The organism is Enterobacter cloacae complex sp. P24RS, assembly GCF_014982165.1.
GTDB lineage: Bacteria > Pseudomonadota > Gammaproteobacteria > Enterobacterales > Enterobacteriaceae > Enterobacter > Enterobacter quasihormaechei.
Genome location: NZ_JADCKU010000003.1, coordinates 21958 through 38220, shown reverse-complemented (window position 1 = coordinate 38220; position 16263 = coordinate 21958). Strand labels below are relative to the sequence as shown.

The window sequence follows — 16263 nt, the reverse complement described above, 5'->3', positions numbered from 1 at the left end:
AAAGGCGCTCAAATGAGCGCCTTTTTTTATTTCAGGAAATCTTCGCGTACCGGCGTAAACGTATCCAGCAACGTACCGGGTTTCAGGCAGATGCAGCCGTGCATCACGTGCGGCGCTTTGTAGAGAGTGTCGCCCGCCGTCACTACATGCTTCTCTTCCCCAATCGTAAATTCAAATTCGCCCGAAAGAACGTAGGTGAGCTGCTCATGCGGGTGGTTATGCATCGGGCCAATCGCCCCTTGCTCAAAATTCACTTCCACCGCCATCATCCTGCCGTCATGCGCCAGAATACGACGCGTCACGCCATTACCCAGATCGTCAAGCGTGGTGTCTTTATGGAAAATAAACATATTTTCGCCCTGTCATGTAATGAAACAATGTTTCATTTAACTTATCTCACCCACGCATAAAAGGAAACGATTAGCCAAATAACTGGAAAGGCGATCACAAGTTTGCTTCACTGGGTGAAACGCACAGGAGGAAAAATGAAAACGATCGGTCTGTTAGGGGGCATGAGCTGGGAATCAACGATCCCGTACTACCGCCTGATTAATGAAGGCGTCAAACAGCGTCTTGGCGGTCTGCATTCGGCCAGCTTGCTGCTGCACAGCGTGGATTTTCATGAAATCGAAGCCTGCCAGTCGAGCGGGGAGTGGGATAAAGCCGGGCAGATGCTGGCGGACGCCGCGCTTGGGCTGGAGCGTGCGGGGGCGCAGGGTATTCTGCTGTGTACCAATACCATGCATAAGGTGGCGTCGCATATTGAAGACCGCTGCTCGCTGCCGTTTTTACATATCGCGGATGCCACCGGGCGAGCCTTACGTGCTGCCGGCATGACGCGCGTGGCGCTGCTGGGGACGCGATACACCATGGAGCAGGACTTTTACCGCGGGCGGCTGAGCAGTCAGTTCGGGATAGAAAGCCTGATCCCGGAGGAGGCTGACCGGGCACGCATTAATCAGATTATTTTTGATGAGCTCTGCCTCGGTACCTTCAGCGAATCTTCTCGCGCCTGGTACGTCAGCGTAATTGAGAAACTGGCCCAGCAGGGGGCGGAAGGGGTAATTTTCGGCTGTACCGAAATTGGCCTGCTGGTGCCGGCGGACCAAAGCCCGATACCGGTATTTGATACCGCCGCGCTTCACGCCGCCGATGCGGTGGAGTTTATGCTGTCATAAGGGTTTTTGCAGGTCAGGTAAGCGAAGCGCCACCTGACGCGCGTGCGCAATCAGGTGTTCACTGAAGGCATCCACCAGCGCTGAGGCGGGGCGGTGCAGGGGGCGGATCAGGCTCACGGTAAAGGGAACGGAAACGCTAAACCGGCGCAGGACCACTCCGCTGCTGGCGTAATCCATCGCCGTGAGCGGGTTCACCACCGAAATACCCACGCCCGCGCGCACCATCGCGCAAATCGATGCCGCGCTGTGCGTTTCCACCACCAGCCGCCGCTTCACCTGATGTTCGGCAAACAGGCCGTCCAGAAGCTGCCGGTAGCTGTCGGTCTGCGACAGGCTGATATAGTTTTCGCCGTGGAAATCCGCCGGCGTCAGCACCGCTTTGTGGCTAAGCGGATGGCCGACAGGCAACACGCAGACCTCATCCAGCGAGAGCAGCTCCGTGCGCTCCGTGCCCGCGGGCGTCACGAGGGTTTCGGTCAGACCCAAATCGTGGCGCTGGGCCGAAAGCCACTCCTCCAGCAGCGGCGACTCCTGCGGCACGATGGTCAGGCTGACCTCCGGATAGCGGGCCAGAAACGGCTGTAACAGCACCGGCAGAAATGACTGGGAAAAGACCGGCAGGCAGACGATAGACAGCTCGCCCTGGCGAAACTCCCTCAGGCTCTCCGCCGCGCTCACGATCCTGTCCAGGCCGTACCAGGAGCGCTGAACCTCCTCAAACAGACGTAACCCCTGCACCGTCGGATGCAGTCTGCCGCGCGCGCGTTCAAACAGCTTCAGCCCCAGCACCTTCTCAAAGCGCGCCAGCTCGCGGCTGACCGTGGGCTGCGAGGTGTGCAGCATCTGCGCGGCTTCAGTGAGATTGCCGGTGGTCATCACCGCATGAAAAATCTCGATATGGCGTAGGTTAACGGCGGGCATAGGGCACCTGGTGTCTGAGCGTTATCCATATCATTTTTGCATAGACTCACCATAAAACGATATTTTTTATTCTCTTCAGGCTATGGCGTAATAATAAAAAACAGATTTCCGGAGACGACCATGCCACGCCCGCTCAACCAGACCGAAACCGATTTGAACGCCGATAACCTGCTGCGCCTGCCTGCCGAATTCGGCTGTCCGGTGTGGGTCTACGATGCGCAGATTGTCCGCGAGAAGATCGCCGCGCTGCATCAGTTTGACGTGGTGCGTTTCGCGCAGAAGGCCTGCTCCAATATTCACATCCTGCGCCTGATGCGCGAGCAGGGCGTAAAGGTTGACTCCGTATCGCTGGGTGAAATCGAACGTGCGCTGGCGGCGGGGTTTGATCCCAAAGCCGATAGCGACGCGATTGTCTTTACCGCCGACCTGATTGACGACGCCACGCTGGCGCGCGTGCACGAGCTGCAAATCCCGGTCAATGCCGGTTCGGTGGATATGCTGGAGCAGCTTGGGCAGGTCTCTCCTGGCCATCGCGTCTGGCTGCGCATCAACCCGGGCTTTGGACACGGTCACAGCCAGAAAACCAACACCGGGGGCGAAAACAGCAAGCACGGGATCTGGTATGCCGATATGCCCGCGGCGCTGGAGGTGTTACAACGCTACGATCTTAAGCTGGTGGGTATTCACATGCACATTGGCTCCGGCGTGGATTACGGCCACCTTGAGCAGGTCTGTGGCGCCATGGTGCGTCAGGTGATCGATTTTGGTCAGGATCTGGAGGCGATCTCCGCCGGCGGCGGGTTGTCCATTCCCTATCGTGAAGGGGAAGAGGCGATCGACACGGATCATTACTACGGGCTATGGAGCGCCGCGCGCGACAGCATCGCCGCCCATCTGGGCCACGCGGTGAAGCTGGAAATTGAGCCGGGTCGTTTCCTGGTCGCCGAAGCCGGCGTGCTGGTGGCGCAGGTGCGTAGCGTGAAGGAGATGGGAAGCCGTCATTTTGTGCTGATTGATGCTGGCTTTAACGACCTGATGCGTCCGTCCATGTACGGTAGCTATCACCACATCACGGCGCTGGCCGCCGATGGCCGCGATCTGGTCAACGCGCCGCGCATCGACACCGTGGTTGCCGGCCCGCTGTGCGAATCCGGCGACGTCTTTACTCAGCAGGAAGGCGGGAAAGTCGAAACCCGTTCGCTGCCAGAGGTAAAATCGGGAGATTATCTGGTGCTGCATGATACCGGTGCGTACGGGGCGTCGATGTCTTCAAACTACAACAGCCGCCCGCTGCTGCCGGAAGTGCTGTTCGATAACGGCGTGGCGCGGCTGATTCGCCGTCGCCAGACCATTCAGGAGCTGCTGGCGTTAGAGCTGGTCTGATTAAACCAGGGTCCCGTTGTCACCGAATCGCGTAAAACCAGCGTGCCGGTGAACGGCGGGATCGCCTCAACCGGCTGGTTTTTTGCCAGCCGGATCGCCTGGTCGATGGCCGTGACGATCATGTTATCGATCGGCAGATACACCGACGACAGGGCAGGCTCCAGCCACTTTGCGCTGGGGGCATCATCAAAACCAAACAGCGAAATATCCTGCGGGATCTTCAGCCCGGCCTCGTGTAATGCTTTGGAGGCGCCCAGGGCCATATCATCGTTACAGGCAAACAGGGCGCTGAACGGCGTCTTTTCCGCAATCAGCTCTTTGCACAGTTCGTAACCCCGCGTCATGCCCGCATCGCCGTATTTAATCCGCCGCTCGTCGAGACGAATACCGTGCTTCTCCAGCGCCTTACGGTAGCCCATCAGCCGCGCTTTACCCGTTGGCGTGTGGATCGGGACGGTGATACAGGCGATCTCCCGATGGCCCTGGCTTATCAGGTAATCCACCGCTTTGAAGGCCGCGTCCTGCTGTTCAAAGAAAACGCAGCGATCCGCCGCCTGGCTCACTTCACGGTTAATGATCACCAGCGGCGTCTGCACGCTGTTGATCAGCTTCAGGATCGTCTTTTCGCTCATGTAACGCGTGTACAGCACGATGGCGTCGCACTTGCGGTCAGCGAGCATCTGCACCGCCTGTTCTTCCTGTTCGGGTGCATCGTGGCCGTCGGTGACAATCAGCTGTTTACCGTGCGTTTCGGTCTGCCGCGACGCCTGCTGTAGCAAACGTCCGAAGTAAAAACCGTCGAAGGTCGAGACGACCAGACCAATGCTGTTGCTGGTCTGGTTAGCCAGCGAACGCGCGAGAAAGTTCGGACGATAGCCCAGCTCCTCCATCGCGCGAAATACCTGCTGACGCGTGCTCTCTTTAACCTGACCTGTGCCGTTCAGCACGCGCGAAACGGTGGCCTTCGACACGCCCGCACGCAGTGAGACATCCAGCATTGTTGCCATTCGAAATTCCTGTTTCCACGTAATGGTTTGCAGTTTAACACAGACCATCCGGCGCATAAGCGACGTGGGGAGGGCAAAACCCCATAACGATCACGCTTTTCGGTAACGATCTTCACTCGCGGAATAAACACCTGCCATTGGTATACCAAAATGGTGATAAATCGCTATCTGGAATACCTCTGGCGTCGTTGAGAGCTTAATCACAGAACAAATCGGCTGCTGACGCTATTTTTGGCATACCAATAGTATCCGGCTGTACACCTTATTCAATAAAAGCCCTTTTACTGAGGTATTACCCTATGGCATTTCAGGAAAAACTGATCGACGCTCTGGGCAGTTTTGCCACCACCTTCAACAGCTATCGCTATATCCAGGCGATCAAGTCTGCATTTATTACCTTAATGCCGGTCATCATTGTGGGGGCGTTTTCGGTACTGATCTCCAATATGGTGCTGGATCCGAAAAACGGCCTGGCGAGCTTTCAGTCGCTGGCGTTTCTCGCGGCGTTAAAGCCGATCACCAGCGCGCTTAACTATGCCACGCTGAACTTCCTTAACATCGGCGCGGTGTTTTTAATCGGCATTGAGCTGGGGCGTATTAACGGCATAAAGTCCCTTTTCCCCGGCCTGCTGGCGGTGATCTGCTTTATCTGCGTGACGCCGACGACGGTGGAAATGCTGGTGGACGGCGAGATGCACGTAGTGAAAGACGTGCTCCTGCGCCAGTTCTCCGATACCCGCAGCCTGTTCCTCGGCATGTTTATCGCCATCCTGTCGGTGGAGATCTACTGCTGGCTGGAAAACCGAAAGGGACTGAAAATCAGGATGCCGGACACGGTGCCGCCAAACGTCGCCGCGTCGTTCTCCGCGCTGATCCCGGCCATTATCACCACCACCGCCATTGCGACCTTTGGCTTCGTGTTTCATCAGGTTACCGGTATGTATCTCTACGACGCGGTTTACCAGGTGGTGCAACAGCCGCTGGAGCGGGTGGTGCAAAGCCTGCCGGGGATCCTGCTGCTGATGTTTGTCGCCCAGCTGTTCTGGGTGATTGGGATCCACGGCAACCAGATGATCAAGCCGATCCGCGAGCCTCTGCTGCTGGGGGCGATCACCGTCAACATGAGCGCGTTCGAGCAGGGTAAAGAGGTACCGAACATCATCACCATGCCGTTCTGGGATGTTTATATGAGCATCGGCGGTTCCGGCCTGACCATCGGCCTGCTGATCGCGGTGATGATTGCCACCAAACGTAAAGAGATGAAGGAGATCGCCAAGCTGTCCATCGGGCCTGGCATTTTTAACATCAACGAGCCGGTGATCTTCGGTATGCCAATCATGCTCAACCCGATCCTTGCTATCCCGTTCATCATCACGCCGCTGGTGACGGGCTCCATTGGCTACTTTGCCACCGTGACCGGGTTTGCCGGTAAAGCCGTGGTGATGGTGCCCTGGACCACGCCGCCGCTAATCAACGCCTGGCTGTCCACCGCAGGCTCCATGGGGGCGGTGATCACCCAGTTTATCTGCATCGTGACCGCGGTGATTATCTATCTGCCGTTTGTGAAAATTGCCTCGCGCCGCGCAGAGCAGGCCGCGCTGCAACAAGCCACCGATAACGCATGAGGATATGATGAGCACAAAACAGATAGCCATACCGCAGGACTTTATTCTGGGCGCGGCGGCATCGGCCTGGCAGACCGAGGGCTGGAGCGGCAAAAAGCCGGGGCAGGATTCGTGGCTCGATCTCTGGTACAAGAACGATCGTCACGTCTGGCACAACGGCTATGGCCCGGCGGTGGCCACCGATTTTATCAATCGCTTCCGCGAAGACGTGGCGCTGATGAAGCAGGCGGGCCTGACGCACTATCGTACCTCCATCAACTGGTCACGCTTTTTAACCGACTATGAAAATGCGACGGTAGACGAGGAGTACGCCGCGTACTACGACGCGCTGTTCGATGAAATGCACCGTCAGGGCATTGAGCCGATGATTTGCCTGGAACACTACGAGCTGCCGGGCGTGCTGCTGGAGACCTACGGCGGCTGGGCGTCGAAGCACGTCGTCGAGCTGTTTGTGCGCTACGCGGAAAAGGTGTTTGAGCGTTTTCACGGCAACGTTACCCGCTGGTTTACCTTCAACGAACCGATTGTGGTCCAGACGCGCGTCTACCTCGACGCGCTGCGCTGGCCCTATGAGCAGAACACCAGTATCTGGATGCAGTGGAACCACCATAAGATTCTGGCGACGGCAAAAGTGGTCAAACTGTTCCGTGAGAAGGGCTATGACGGCACGGTGGGCTGTATTCTCAACCCGGAGGTGACCTACCCGCGCTCGCGCGCGCCGCATGACGTGCGGGCGGCGGAGATGTACGATCTGTTCTATAACCGCGTTTTTCTCGATCCGCTGGTACACGGGCGCTATCCGCAGGCGCTCTTTACCCTGCTGGCGCAGCATCAGGTGCAGTGGGACTACACGGCTGATGAGCTGGCGCTGATTGCCGACAACACCGTTGACGAGCTGGGGATCAACCTCTATTACCCGCACCGGGTAAAAGCCCCGTCCCGCGCCTGGCACCCGGAGACGCCGTTCCACCCGGCGTACTACTACGAGCCGTTCGAACTGCCCGGGCGCAGAATGAACCCCTCCCGCGGCTGGGAAATTTATCCGCGCATCATCTACGACATGGCGATGCGGATCAAACAGGATTACCGCAATATCGACTGGTTCGTGGCGGAGAGCGGGATGGGCGTGGAGAACGAAGCGCAGTTTCGCAACCGCGACGGCATTATTGATGACGCGTACCGCATCGCGTTTATCGGCGAACATCTCTACTACACGCTGCTGGCGCGCGAGGAAGGCGCGAACTGCCACGGCTATATGCTGTGGGCCTTCACCGACAACGTCTCGCCGATGAACGCGTTTAAAAACCGCTACGGGCTCATTGAAATCGACCTTGAGAACCATCGCGCCCGGCGGGCAAAAGCGTCGGCCTCCTGGTTCCGTCAGCTGCGCGAGACGCGCGTGCTCACGCTGAGCGTTGACGATGAATGGAAGTAAGCCTTCTGGTAAAATAGTGCACAAACTGGCCGGAAGGACGTCCGGCCCGCGCATTAACTGAAAAACACAGGTGAAAACGTGGATAAGGCTGTCATCCTGCCGGAAAAAAAACAGTACCAGGAAATTGGCGAGGATTTACGCGCGCAAATTATCCAGGGGCATTATCCCGTGGGATCGCGCCTGCCGCCTGAGCGCAATATCGCCGAGACGTATGGCGTGAGCCGCACCATCGTGCGCGAGGCGCTACTGATGCTTGAGCTTCAGGGGACGGTGGATATTCGCCAGGGGTCTGGCGTTTACGTGATGCGCATTCCGGAGGAGCATGAAAACGAGGAAGAGCGCTTTCTGAACAGTGACGTTGGCCCGTTTGAAATACTCCAGGCGCGTCAGCTGCTTGAAAGCAACATTGCTGCCTTTGCCGCAAAAATGGCAACCCGCGCGGACATCGACAACCTGCGCCGCATCATCGAGCAGGAGCAGCGGGCGATTGCCATCGACGATCGCAGCCAGGACAACAATAAAATGTTCCACCTGGTGCTGGCGGGGGCCACCCAAAACCAGATGCTGCTGGCGACGGTTGAGAGCGTCTGGCATCACATGGACAGCAGCCCGCTGTGGCAGCAGTTTAACGGCCATATCGCCAGCCGCGCCTGGCGCCTGAAGTGGCTCGGCGACAGGCAAACCATTCTCGCTGCGCTCCGCCGCCGCGACGTGATGGGGGCCTGGCAGGCCATGTTCCAGCATCTTGAGAACGTTAAAAAGAGCCTGCTTGAGCTGTCAGACGAAGACGCGCCAGATTTTGACGGCTATCTCTTCGAATCGGTTCCCCTTTTCCAGGGGAAGCTGGTGTGAAGATCCTGCCGCTTTACACTGCGCCGCAGTTTACAGAGCAGGTAATCGACTGGATCTGGGCAGCGTTTGGTGAAGGAGTGCCGCGCGCTTTTTTCCAGAGCATCGTCGAGCACAGCCTGACGCCGGGCGCGTTACCGCTCACCTTTATTGCCGTTGAGAACGATCGGCTGCTGGGCACCGTTGGGCTGTGGCGCTGCGATTTGATTACCCGGCAGGATCTTCATCCATGGCTGGCTGCGCTGTATGTCGATGAAGCCGCCCGGGGAAAAGGGCTGGCGGGAAAACTTCAGGAGCATGTGAAGGGCTATGCGCGACGCGCCGGGTATCACGAGCTGCATCTCTGGTCTGCCTGCCGCGACTTCTACGAACGTTACGGCTGGCACTACATCGGCGATGCGCTGGAATACCCGGATAAAACCGTCCATCTCTATCGCTGTTCGCTCGCGGCTTCAGCGGGCGAAACCACCGAGTGACGGCGCACTAAGGTTGGGCTGAACAGGTGAGTAATTTCCGGCGGCGGGCGATGCTCGGCCAGCGCTAACGCCAGTTCTGCCGCCTGCGTGGCCATGGTTACAATCGGGTAACGCACGGTGGTCAGGCGAGGGCGCACGTAGCGCGACACCAGCACATCATCAAAGCCAATCAGCGAAATTTCTGCCGGCACGTCAATCCCGTTATCGTTTAACACGCCCATTGCGCCTGCGGCCATGGAATCATTATAGCTGGCCACGGCGGTGAAATTCCGCCCGCGTCCCAGCAGCTCGGTCATCGCCTGCTCGCCGCCGCTCTCATCGGGTTCACCGTACGCCACAAGGCGATCGTTGCAGGGCAGACCGGCTTCGCGCAGCGCGTCGTAATAGCCCTGAAGGCGATCTTCCGCATCGGAAATCGGGTGGTTGGAGCACAGATAGCCGATACGGGTATGGCCCTGCTGGATCAGATGACGGGTTGCCAGCCATGCGCCGTAACGGTCGTCAAGCGCCACGCAGCGGGTTTCAAAACCGGGAATAATACGGTTGATCATCACCATCCCCGGCATTTGTTTCATCAGGTGAATCAGCTCGGCATCGGGGATCATTTTGGCGTGTACCACCAGCGCCGCACAGCGATGACGAATCAGTTGCTCAATGGCCTGGCGCTCTTTTTGTTCATTGTGGTAGCCATTACCAATCAGCAGAAAATTACCGGTGTGATAAGAGACCTGTTCTACGGCTTTGACCATCGCGCCGAAAAACGGATCGGACACATCCCCGACCACCAGCCCGATGGTTTCTGTTGACTGCTGGGCAAGGGCACGCGCGTTGGCGTTAGGGTGATAATTCAGGTTTTCCATGGCGTCCTGCACGGCCTGGCGCGATGCATCACTGGCTTTAGGGGAGTTGTTGATCACGCGGGAGACGGTCGCGACGGAAACACCCGCCAGACGAGCCACATCCTTAATTGTCGCCATTCAATACCTTCTTATAGGGGTAAGCGTTTACACACTAACTAGTGTTGCGGAAAAGCGGCGCGCATTCAAGGGGACCGGGTGGGCGTCCTCTGCAAACGTGATGCAGAACATCCCTCGCGGTGTAATCGTTACACGGCCAGTCATGTCTGAATAATGTCAATCTGAACCTTTAGTTACACTTTGCCTCAGGCTGTTGCGATTGTCCGTTAGCAACGATGCGCCGTGAATTGCTAGAGTCGAGATCCCAGAGGTATTGATAGGTGGAATCAGCTTCGGTTGATTAACACGATTTACACCAACCTGCGTTTTACGCAGGTTTTTTTTTGCCTGTAAGTTCAACCTGTAACAGCAACAGAGAATATTCACACCTGGTTGCACTTCGGCTCATTCCCTTGCGTTTTCCCGCTGGCGAAGCGTACCGCCAGAGACCACAATCAAGATCCCAGAGGTATTGATTGGTGAGAATTCTTAGTAAGTTTTCGTACTCTTCTCTTGCACCAACCTGCGCGGATGCGCAGGTTTTTTTTCGCCTCTGTATTTGCTATCGCTCCCTCACTACTTCTCGTGTAATCTGCCACCATTTATACCTTTCACACTGGCTGGCAAAGGGAGTTGAAATGCTTTTTGGGTTCTTCCGCACACTGTTCAGCGTCCTGTTTCGCATCCGCGTAACGGGCGATACGCAGGCGCTCTATGGCGAGCGTGTTCTCATCACTCCGAATCACGTCTCCTTTCTTGATGGCGTATTGCTGGCGCTGTTTTTGCCCGTCCGTCCCGTCTTCGCGGTGTACAGCTCCATCAGTGAAAAATGGTACATGCGCTGGCTCAGGCCGCTGATTGATTTTGTGCCGCTCGACCCAACCAAACCGATGATGATTAAACATCTGGTGCGTCTGGTTGAGCAGGGACGCCCGGTCGTCATCTTCCCGGAGGGGCGTATTTCCGTGACGGGCTCCCTGATGAAAATTTATGACGGGGCCGGTTTTGTCGCGGCGAAGTCACGCGCCACCGTCGTGCCGTTGCGCATTGAGGGGGCTGAACTGACCTTTTTCAGCCGCCTGAAAGGGCTGGTGAAGCAGCGCCTGTTCCCGAAAATCACGCTGCACATTTTACCGCCAACGTCTCTGCCGATGCCCGAGGCGCCGCGAGCGCGTGACCGCCGTAAAATCGCCGGGGAGATGCTGCACCAGATTATGATGGAAGCGCGCATGGCCGTTCGCCCGCGCGAAACGCTGTATGAATCGTTGCTGTCGGCGCAGTATCGTTACGGCGCGAAGAAAAACTGCATTGAAGACATCAACTTTACGCCGGATACCTACCGTAAGCTGTTGACCAAAACGCTGTTTGTCGGGCGCATCCTCGAGAAGTACAGCAAACGGGGCGAAAAGATTGGCCTGATGCTGCCGAACGCGGGTATCAGCGCGGCGGTGATCTTTGGTGCCGTCTCCCGGGGCCGCATTCCGGCAATGATGAACTACACGGCGGGCGTGAAGGGGCTCTCCAGCGCGATTACCGCGGCACAAATCAACACCGTCTTTACCTCGCGCCAGTTCCTGGATAAAGGCAAGCTGTGGCACCTGCCGGAACAGCTGACCCAGGTGCGCTGGGTGTTCCTGGAAGATCTGAAAGCAGACGTCACGACGGCCGATAAGCTGTGGATTTTTGCCCACCTGCTGATGCCGCACCTGGCGCAGGTCAAGCAGCAGCCGGAAGACGATGCCATCATCCTCTTTACCTCCGGCTCTGAAGGCAACCCGAAAGGCGTGGTTCACAGCCATAAAAGCATCCTGGCGAACGTCGAACAGATCAAAACTATCGCCGACTTTACCGCCAACGATCGCTTTATGTCGGCGCTGCCGCTGTTCCACTCCTTTGGCCTGACCGTGGGGCTCTTCACGCCGCTGCTGACCGGTGCCGAAGTGTTCCTCTACCCAAGCCCGCTGCACTACCGCATTGTGCCGGAACTGGTTTATGACCGTAACTGCACCGTGCTGTTCGGCACGTCCACTTTCCTCGGTAACTACGCGCGTTTCGCCAACCCGTATGATTTCTTCCGCGTGCGCTACGTGGTGGCGGGGGCGGAAAAACTCCAGGACAGCACGCGCCAGATTTGGCAGGACAAATTTGGCCTGCGCATTCTGGAAGGCTATGGCGTGACGGAGTGTGCGCCGGTGGTATCCATCAACGTCCCGATGGCGGCAAAACCGGGAACGGTGGGCCGCATTCTGCCGGGGCTGGATGCGCGGCTGCTGGCGGTGCCGGGCATTGAAGACGGCGGACGCCTTCAGCTTAAAGGGCCGAACGTCATGAACGGCTATCTGCGCGTGGAAAATCCGGGCGTGCTCGAAGCGCCGACGGCCGAGAACGTCAATGGCGAGGTTGAAACGGGCTGGTACGACACGGGCGACATCGTGCGCTTCGACGATCAGGGCTTCGTGCAGATCCAGGGACGGGCAAAACGCTTCGCCAAAATCGCCGGTGAAATGGTCTCTCTTGAAATGGTGGAGACGCTGGCGACTGCGGTCTCTGCGGAGAAAATGCATGCGACCGTGGTGAAAAGTGATGCCAGTAAAGGCGAGGCGCTGGTGCTCTTTACCACCGACGCTGAACTGAAGCGTGACGCGCTGCTCAGGTATGCGCGCGAACACGGCATTCCCGAGCTGGCGGTGCCCCGCGATATTCGTTACCTCAAACAGTTACCGGTGCTGGGCAGCGGTAAACCCGATTTCGTGACCCTGAAGGGCATGGTTGAAGAGGCGGAATAGCAAAATGCGTGAGTCAGTACACACTAACACTTCAATCTGGTCGAAAGGCATGATGGCGGTTATCGCCGCTCAGTTTCTTTCCGCGTTCGGCGATAACGCGTTGCTGTTTGCCACGCTGGCATTGCTGAAAACTGAGTTTTATCCCGACTGGAGCCAGCCGATCCTACAGATGGTGTTTGTGGGTGCTTACATTGTATTTGCGCCGTTTGTCGGCCAGGTGGCGGACAGCTTCCCGAAAGGTCGGGTCATGATGTTTGCCAACAGCCTTAAGCTTCTGGGCGCGGCAAGCATCTGCTTTGGTATCAACCCGTTTGTCGGCTACACGCTGGTGGGCATAGGTGCGGCCGCTTACTCTCCGGCGAAGTACGGCATTCTGGGGGAGCTTACCACCGGTGATAAGCTGGTAAAGGCCAACGGCCTGATGGAGTCCTCCACCATTGCGGCGATTCTGCTGGGTTCGGTGGCGGGCGGCGTACTGGCAGACTGGCACGTGCTCGCCGCGCTTGGCATCTGTGCCCTGATGTACGGCGGCGCGGTGATCGCCAACCTGTTTATTCCTAAACTGGCAGTGGCGCGTCCGGGACAATCCTGGCGCTTTGGGCCAATGACCGGCAGCTTCTTTAATGCCTGCCGCGTGCTGTGGCGCAACGGTGAAACGCGCTTCTCGCTGATGGGGACCAGCCTGTTCTGGGGTGCCGGCGTCACGCTGCGTTTCCTGCTGGTGCTGTGGGTACCGGTGGCACTGGGGATAACAGATAACGCCACGCCGACCTACCTGAATGCCATGGTTGCCGTCGGGATTGTTGTCGGGGCCGGTGCGGCGGCCAAACTGGTAACGCTTGAAACCGTTGCACGCTGCATGCCTGCGGGGATCCTGATCGGCGTCGGCGTTCTGTTCTTCTCCCTGCAACATGCCATATTGCCTGCCTATGCCCTGTTGTTACTGATTGGCGTGTTAGGCGGTTTCTTTGTGGTGCCGCTCAATGCGCTTTTGCAGGAGCGCGGCAAGCAGACCGTCGGGGCTGGCAACGCCATTGCGGTGCAAAACCTTGGCGAAAACATGGCGATGTTGCTGATGCTGGGGATCTACTCGCTGGCGGTAAAAGCGGGCGCGCCGGTCGTGGCAATCGGAGTGGGGTTTGGCGCACTGTTTGCGCTGGCGATTACCGGGCTGTGGGTCTGGCAGCGTCGGCGGTGATATCTTTGCCGGGTGGCGGCTCCGCCTGACCCGGCCTACGTTTCGTGATGTTGGCAGATTTTGTAGGCCCGGTAAGGCAATGCCGCCACCGGGCAAAACGTCAACTTAAGGTGCCGGGTAAGTATAAACCTGATGCACCGCTTCAATCTCCGCTAACACCTCTTCGCTGAGGGTCAGGTGGAAACTCTCAATATTGGTTTTCAGCTGCGCCATTGTCGTCGCGCCCAGCAGGGTACTGGCGACGAACGGCTGACGACGCACGAAGGCCAGCGCCATCTGCGCCGGATCGAGCCCGTGATGCTTCGCGATATCCACATACGCCGCAACGGCTTTTTGCGTCTGCTCACCGCTATAGCGGGTGAAGCGGCTGAAAAGCGTGTTACGCGCGCCAGCCGGTTTCGCGCCGTTCAGGTATTTGCCCGTCAGGGTACCGAAGCCCAGGCAAGAGTAGGCGAGCAGCTCCACCTCTTCGTACTGCGTCACTTCCGCCAGACCCACTTCATAACTGCGGTTTAACAGGCTGTACGGGTTCTGTATGGTCACGATGCGCGGCAGGTCGTGTTTATCGGCCAGATGCAGATAGCGCATCACGCCAAACGCCGTCTCGTTGGAAACGCCGATGTAGCGGATCTTGCCCGCGCGCTGACATTCCGTGAGCGCTTCCAGCGTTTCCAGCAGGGTAACGGCCGGAGCACTCTCGTTCCAGGGGTAGCCGAGCTTGCCGAAGCAGTTTGTCGGACGCTGCGGCCAGTGCACCTGATAAAGATCGAGATAGTCTGTTTGCAGGCGCTTGAGGCTGGCATCCAGCGCGGCACGGATATTCTTGCGATCGAGGATCTGGTTAGGGCGGATCCCGGCATCGTTATTACGGGAAGGGCCGCTAACCTTAGAGGCGAGAACCAGCTTTTCGCGATTGCCACGTTTCGCCAGCCAGTTGCCGACGTACGTTTCGGTAAGGCCTTGTGTTTCCGGGCGTGGAGGAACAGGGTACATCTCCGCCACGTCAATCAGGTTAATGCCCTGGCTGACGGCGTAATCGAGTTGTGCATGGGCATCGGCTTCGCTGTTTTGTTCACCAAATGTCATGGTGCCCAACCCCAGTTGGCTGATCTCCAGAGCGCTGTGGGGGATACGGTGATAATGCATAGCCGGTTTCCTTTTTAGACATACAGACTGCGTCAGGAACCTCCCGACAAAGGAATATAAACATGGCAGAGGGAAGGCAAAAGGGGAAGGAAAAAATCAAAAAGGCCAGCAAGCTACTGACCTTTATCTGTTTATCGCTCGATGATCTGGGATACTTCGTCGCGATTAATTTGCATTTGGTTGCCTTCGCGATCGCGGTAACTCACCAGACCGGTATCGTCGTCGACTTCGGGTTTGCCATCGGTCAGGATCATACGACCATCTTTCGTTGACATGACATAGTCGCTGCTACAACCCGATACCGCAAACGCTAAACCGACTGCTGAGATAATTACTGCCCATTTTTTCATCGTTCTCATCCTCACCTGGCTCGTATCAAATCATAGTGTAGTAATAACCTGATATTACGACAGGTGAAAGGGGGGAAATCTTAAAAAGGAGGAGATTATGTTAGCCGGAGCGCAAAATTGGTAAAAAACTATGTTTTCAACAGGAAGTGGCGTGCCAGCAGCGCCCCGGTGAAATTCTTTTTAAGATAGAAACCGCGCGGCAGCGTCAGGATCGGTTCGCCCCGTGCGCCTACCGCTTCAGTGAGCGCTTTGCTGTTGGCGGCTTTTGGACGGAGTTGCAGCACTTCGCCATGCCGGGCGGTGATCCGCTCAACCTGTCCCAGCACAATCATATCCATCAGCTCTTCCCAGTCCTCGGAAAGCTGCCTTTCCTCTTCTTCATCCGGACTCCAGAGCAGCGGGGCGCCAACGCGACGTTCTGCCAGCGGGATCTGCCTGTCGCCCTCAACGGGTACCCACAACACCCGCTTCAGCTTATGCCTGACGTGGCTGGTTTCCCATGTCACTCCGCTGTTCCCCGTCAGCGGCGCCACGCAGACAAAGGTCGTTTCCAGCGGCCGCCCCTGGCTATCGACAGGGATCGTTTTCAGCTCAACGCCCAGCGCCGCAAAATCTTGCTCGGGTTTGCTGCCCGCGCTTGCGCCCAGCCAGCGTTCAAGCAACACGCCGATCCAGCCTTTATCGCGCTTCAAATCGTTAGGTATCGTTAACCCCGCCATCACGGCCAGCTCACCCAGCGAATAGCCTGCCAGACGCTGTGCCTGCTGGAGCAGCTGAGCTTCACTGACGGGAGGGGAGAGCAGTGGGGCGAGAGAATGCATGCTAACAACCTTTTGGTTAAAAAATGAGCTGATATTTTATCCCTTGTGGATAGAGTTTACCTTTTTCTGAGTACATATTCCATGTGGTTGGTTTTTATCAGGTTTTTTAGGATAAAAAGCAGCGTGGCATGG

15 protein-coding genes are annotated in these 16263 nt (G+C 57.4%); 8 read left to right on the top strand and 7 right to left on the bottom strand.

What is annotated here, in order from left to right; translation table 11 throughout:
- Window positions 1–26: 26 nt before the first annotated feature.
- Window positions 27–350, bottom strand: coding sequence for a cupin domain-containing protein (locus INF58_RS02755; RefSeq protein ID WP_193526956.1), 324 nt, complete (start codon window positions 348–350; stop codon window positions 27–29).
- A 135-nt stretch (window positions 351–485) separates the two neighbouring features.
- Here INF58_RS02755 and INF58_RS02750 point away from each other — a divergent pair, with 135 nt between their 5' ends.
- The gene (locus INF58_RS02750; protein WP_193526955.1) at window positions 486–1178 is read left to right on the top strand and encodes an aspartate/glutamate racemase; all 693 of its coding nucleotides are present in this window, start codon (window positions 486–488) and stop codon (window positions 1176–1178) included.
- On the opposite strand, the gene INF58_RS02745 is transcribed toward INF58_RS02750, so the two are convergent.
- Window positions 1173–2099 (bottom strand): LysR family transcriptional regulator, encoded by a 927-nt coding sequence (locus tag INF58_RS02745; RefSeq protein ID WP_063869254.1) that lies wholly within the window; start codon window positions 2097–2099, stop codon window positions 1173–1175. The genes INF58_RS02750 and INF58_RS02745 overlap by 6 nt on opposite strands.
- A gap of 120 nt (window positions 2100–2219) precedes the next feature.
- Here INF58_RS02745 and lysA point away from each other — a divergent pair, with 120 nt between their 5' ends.
- Window positions 2220–3482 (top strand): diaminopimelate decarboxylase, encoded by a 1263-nt coding sequence (gene lysA, locus INF58_RS02740; protein ID WP_193526954.1) that lies wholly within the window; start codon window positions 2220–2222, stop codon window positions 3480–3482.
- Here the strand turns inward: lysA and INF58_RS02735 are convergent.
- Window positions 3452–4489: a LacI family DNA-binding transcriptional regulator gene (locus INF58_RS02735; RefSeq protein ID WP_193526953.1), complete on the bottom strand. Its 1038-nt coding sequence runs from the start codon at window positions 4487–4489 to the stop codon at window positions 3452–3454. The two genes, lysA and INF58_RS02735, sit on opposite strands and share 31 nt — an antisense overlap.
- A 299-nt stretch (window positions 4490–4788) precedes the next feature.
- On the opposite strand from INF58_RS02735, the gene INF58_RS02730 reads away from it, so the two are divergent.
- From INF58_RS02730 to INF58_RS02715, 4 genes are all read left to right on the top strand, one after another.
- Window positions 4789–6114: a PTS sugar transporter subunit IIC gene (locus tag INF58_RS02730; RefSeq protein ID WP_107533659.1), complete on the top strand. Its 1326-nt coding sequence runs from the start codon at window positions 4789–4791 to the stop codon at window positions 6112–6114.
- Between the two features lie 7 nt (window positions 6115–6121).
- Window positions 6122–7549, top strand: a complete 1428-nt coding sequence (locus tag INF58_RS02725) for a glycoside hydrolase family 1 protein (protein ID WP_193527097.1) — start codon at window positions 6122–6124, stop codon at window positions 7547–7549.
- 78 nt (window positions 7550–7627) lie between these two features.
- Entirely contained in the window at window positions 7628–8401 is a 774-nt protein-coding gene (locus INF58_RS02720; protein ID WP_063451943.1) for a GntR family transcriptional regulator, read from the top strand.
- Complete coding sequence (locus INF58_RS02715; protein WP_193526952.1) at window positions 8398–8874, top strand: GNAT family N-acetyltransferase; 477 nt, start codon at window positions 8398–8400, stop codon at window positions 8872–8874. Before INF58_RS02720 ends, INF58_RS02715 begins: the two co-directional genes overlap by 4 nt.
- Here INF58_RS02715 and galR read toward each other — a convergent pair.
- Window positions 8829–9851 (bottom strand): HTH-type transcriptional regulator GalR, encoded by a 1023-nt coding sequence (galR, locus tag INF58_RS02710; protein ID WP_063869266.1) that lies wholly within the window; start codon window positions 9849–9851, stop codon window positions 8829–8831. The genes INF58_RS02715 and galR overlap by 46 nt on opposite strands.
- A 617-nt stretch (window positions 9852–10468) precedes the next feature.
- Here galR and aas point away from each other — a divergent pair.
- Together aas and lplT are read left to right on the top strand one after the other, a co-directional pair.
- Window positions 10469–12616, top strand: coding sequence for a bifunctional acyl-ACP--phospholipid O-acyltransferase/long-chain-fatty-acid--ACP ligase (gene aas / locus INF58_RS02705; protein WP_193526951.1), 2148 nt, complete (start codon window positions 10469–10471; stop codon window positions 12614–12616).
- Window positions 12617–12620: 4 nt separating this feature from the next.
- Window positions 12621–13814, top strand: coding sequence for a lysophospholipid transporter LplT (gene lplT, locus INF58_RS02700; protein WP_193526950.1), 1194 nt, complete (start codon window positions 12621–12623; stop codon window positions 13812–13814).
- A 105-nt stretch (window positions 13815–13919) separates the two neighbouring features.
- Here lplT and INF58_RS02695 read toward each other — a convergent pair whose 3' ends face one another.
- From INF58_RS02695 to mutH, 3 genes are all read right to left on the bottom strand, one after another.
- The gene (locus INF58_RS02695; protein WP_193526949.1) at window positions 13920–14960 is read right to left on the bottom strand and encodes an NADP(H)-dependent aldo-keto reductase; all 1041 of its coding nucleotides are present in this window, start codon (window positions 14958–14960) and stop codon (window positions 13920–13922) included.
- A 131-nt stretch (window positions 14961–15091) separates the two neighbouring features.
- Window positions 15092–15310, bottom strand: a complete 219-nt coding sequence (locus INF58_RS02690) for a YgdI/YgdR family lipoprotein (protein ID WP_003862794.1) — start codon at window positions 15308–15310, stop codon at window positions 15092–15094.
- A gap of 128 nt (window positions 15311–15438) precedes the next feature.
- A complete protein-coding gene (gene mutH, locus INF58_RS02685; RefSeq protein ID WP_063451937.1) occupies window positions 15439–16131 on the bottom strand; it encodes a DNA mismatch repair endonuclease MutH in 693 nt (230 codons plus the stop codon).
- Window positions 16132–16263 lie beyond the last annotated feature (132 nt).

What these genes read in the sequence shown, in the direction of transcription:
- INF58_RS02755 (WP_193526956.1), bottom strand. Translation starts at nt 350, where the DNA reads ATGTTTATTTTCCATAAAGACACCACGCTTGACGATCTGGGTAATGGC.
- INF58_RS02750 (WP_193526955.1), top strand. Translation starts at nt 486, where the DNA reads ATGAAAACGATCGGTCTGTTAGGGGGCATGAGCTGGGAATCAACGATC.
- INF58_RS02745 (WP_063869254.1), bottom strand. Translation starts at nt 2,099, where the DNA reads ATGCCCGCCGTTAACCTACGCCATATCGAGATTTTTCATGCGGTGATG.
- lysA (WP_193526954.1), top strand. Translation starts at nt 2,220, where the DNA reads ATGCCACGCCCGCTCAACCAGACCGAAACCGATTTGAACGCCGATAAC.
- INF58_RS02735 (WP_193526953.1), bottom strand. Translation starts at nt 4,489, where the DNA reads ATGGCAACAATGCTGGATGTCTCACTGCGTGCGGGCGTGTCGAAGGCC.
- INF58_RS02730 (WP_107533659.1), top strand. Translation starts at nt 4,789, where the DNA reads ATGGCATTTCAGGAAAAACTGATCGACGCTCTGGGCAGTTTTGCCACC.
- INF58_RS02725 (WP_193527097.1), top strand. Translation starts at nt 6,122, where the DNA reads ATGAGCACAAAACAGATAGCCATACCGCAGGACTTTATTCTGGGCGCG.
- galR (WP_063869266.1), bottom strand. Translation starts at nt 9,851, where the DNA reads ATGGCGACAATTAAGGATGTGGCTCGTCTGGCGGGTGTTTCCGTCGCG.
- aas (WP_193526951.1), top strand. Translation starts at nt 10,469, where the DNA reads ATGCTTTTTGGGTTCTTCCGCACACTGTTCAGCGTCCTGTTTCGCATC.
- lplT (WP_193526950.1), top strand. Translation starts at nt 12,621, where the DNA reads ATGCGTGAGTCAGTACACACTAACACTTCAATCTGGTCGAAAGGCATG.
- INF58_RS02695 (WP_193526949.1), bottom strand. Translation starts at nt 14,960, where the DNA reads ATGCATTATCACCGTATCCCCCACAGCGCTCTGGAGATCAGCCAACTG.
- INF58_RS02690 (WP_003862794.1), bottom strand. Translation starts at nt 15,310, where the DNA reads ATGAAAAAATGGGCAGTAATTATCTCAGCAGTCGGTTTAGCGTTTGCG.
- mutH (WP_063451937.1), bottom strand. Translation starts at nt 16,131, where the DNA reads ATGCATTCTCTCGCCCCACTGCTCTCCCCTCCCGTCAGTGAAGCTCAG.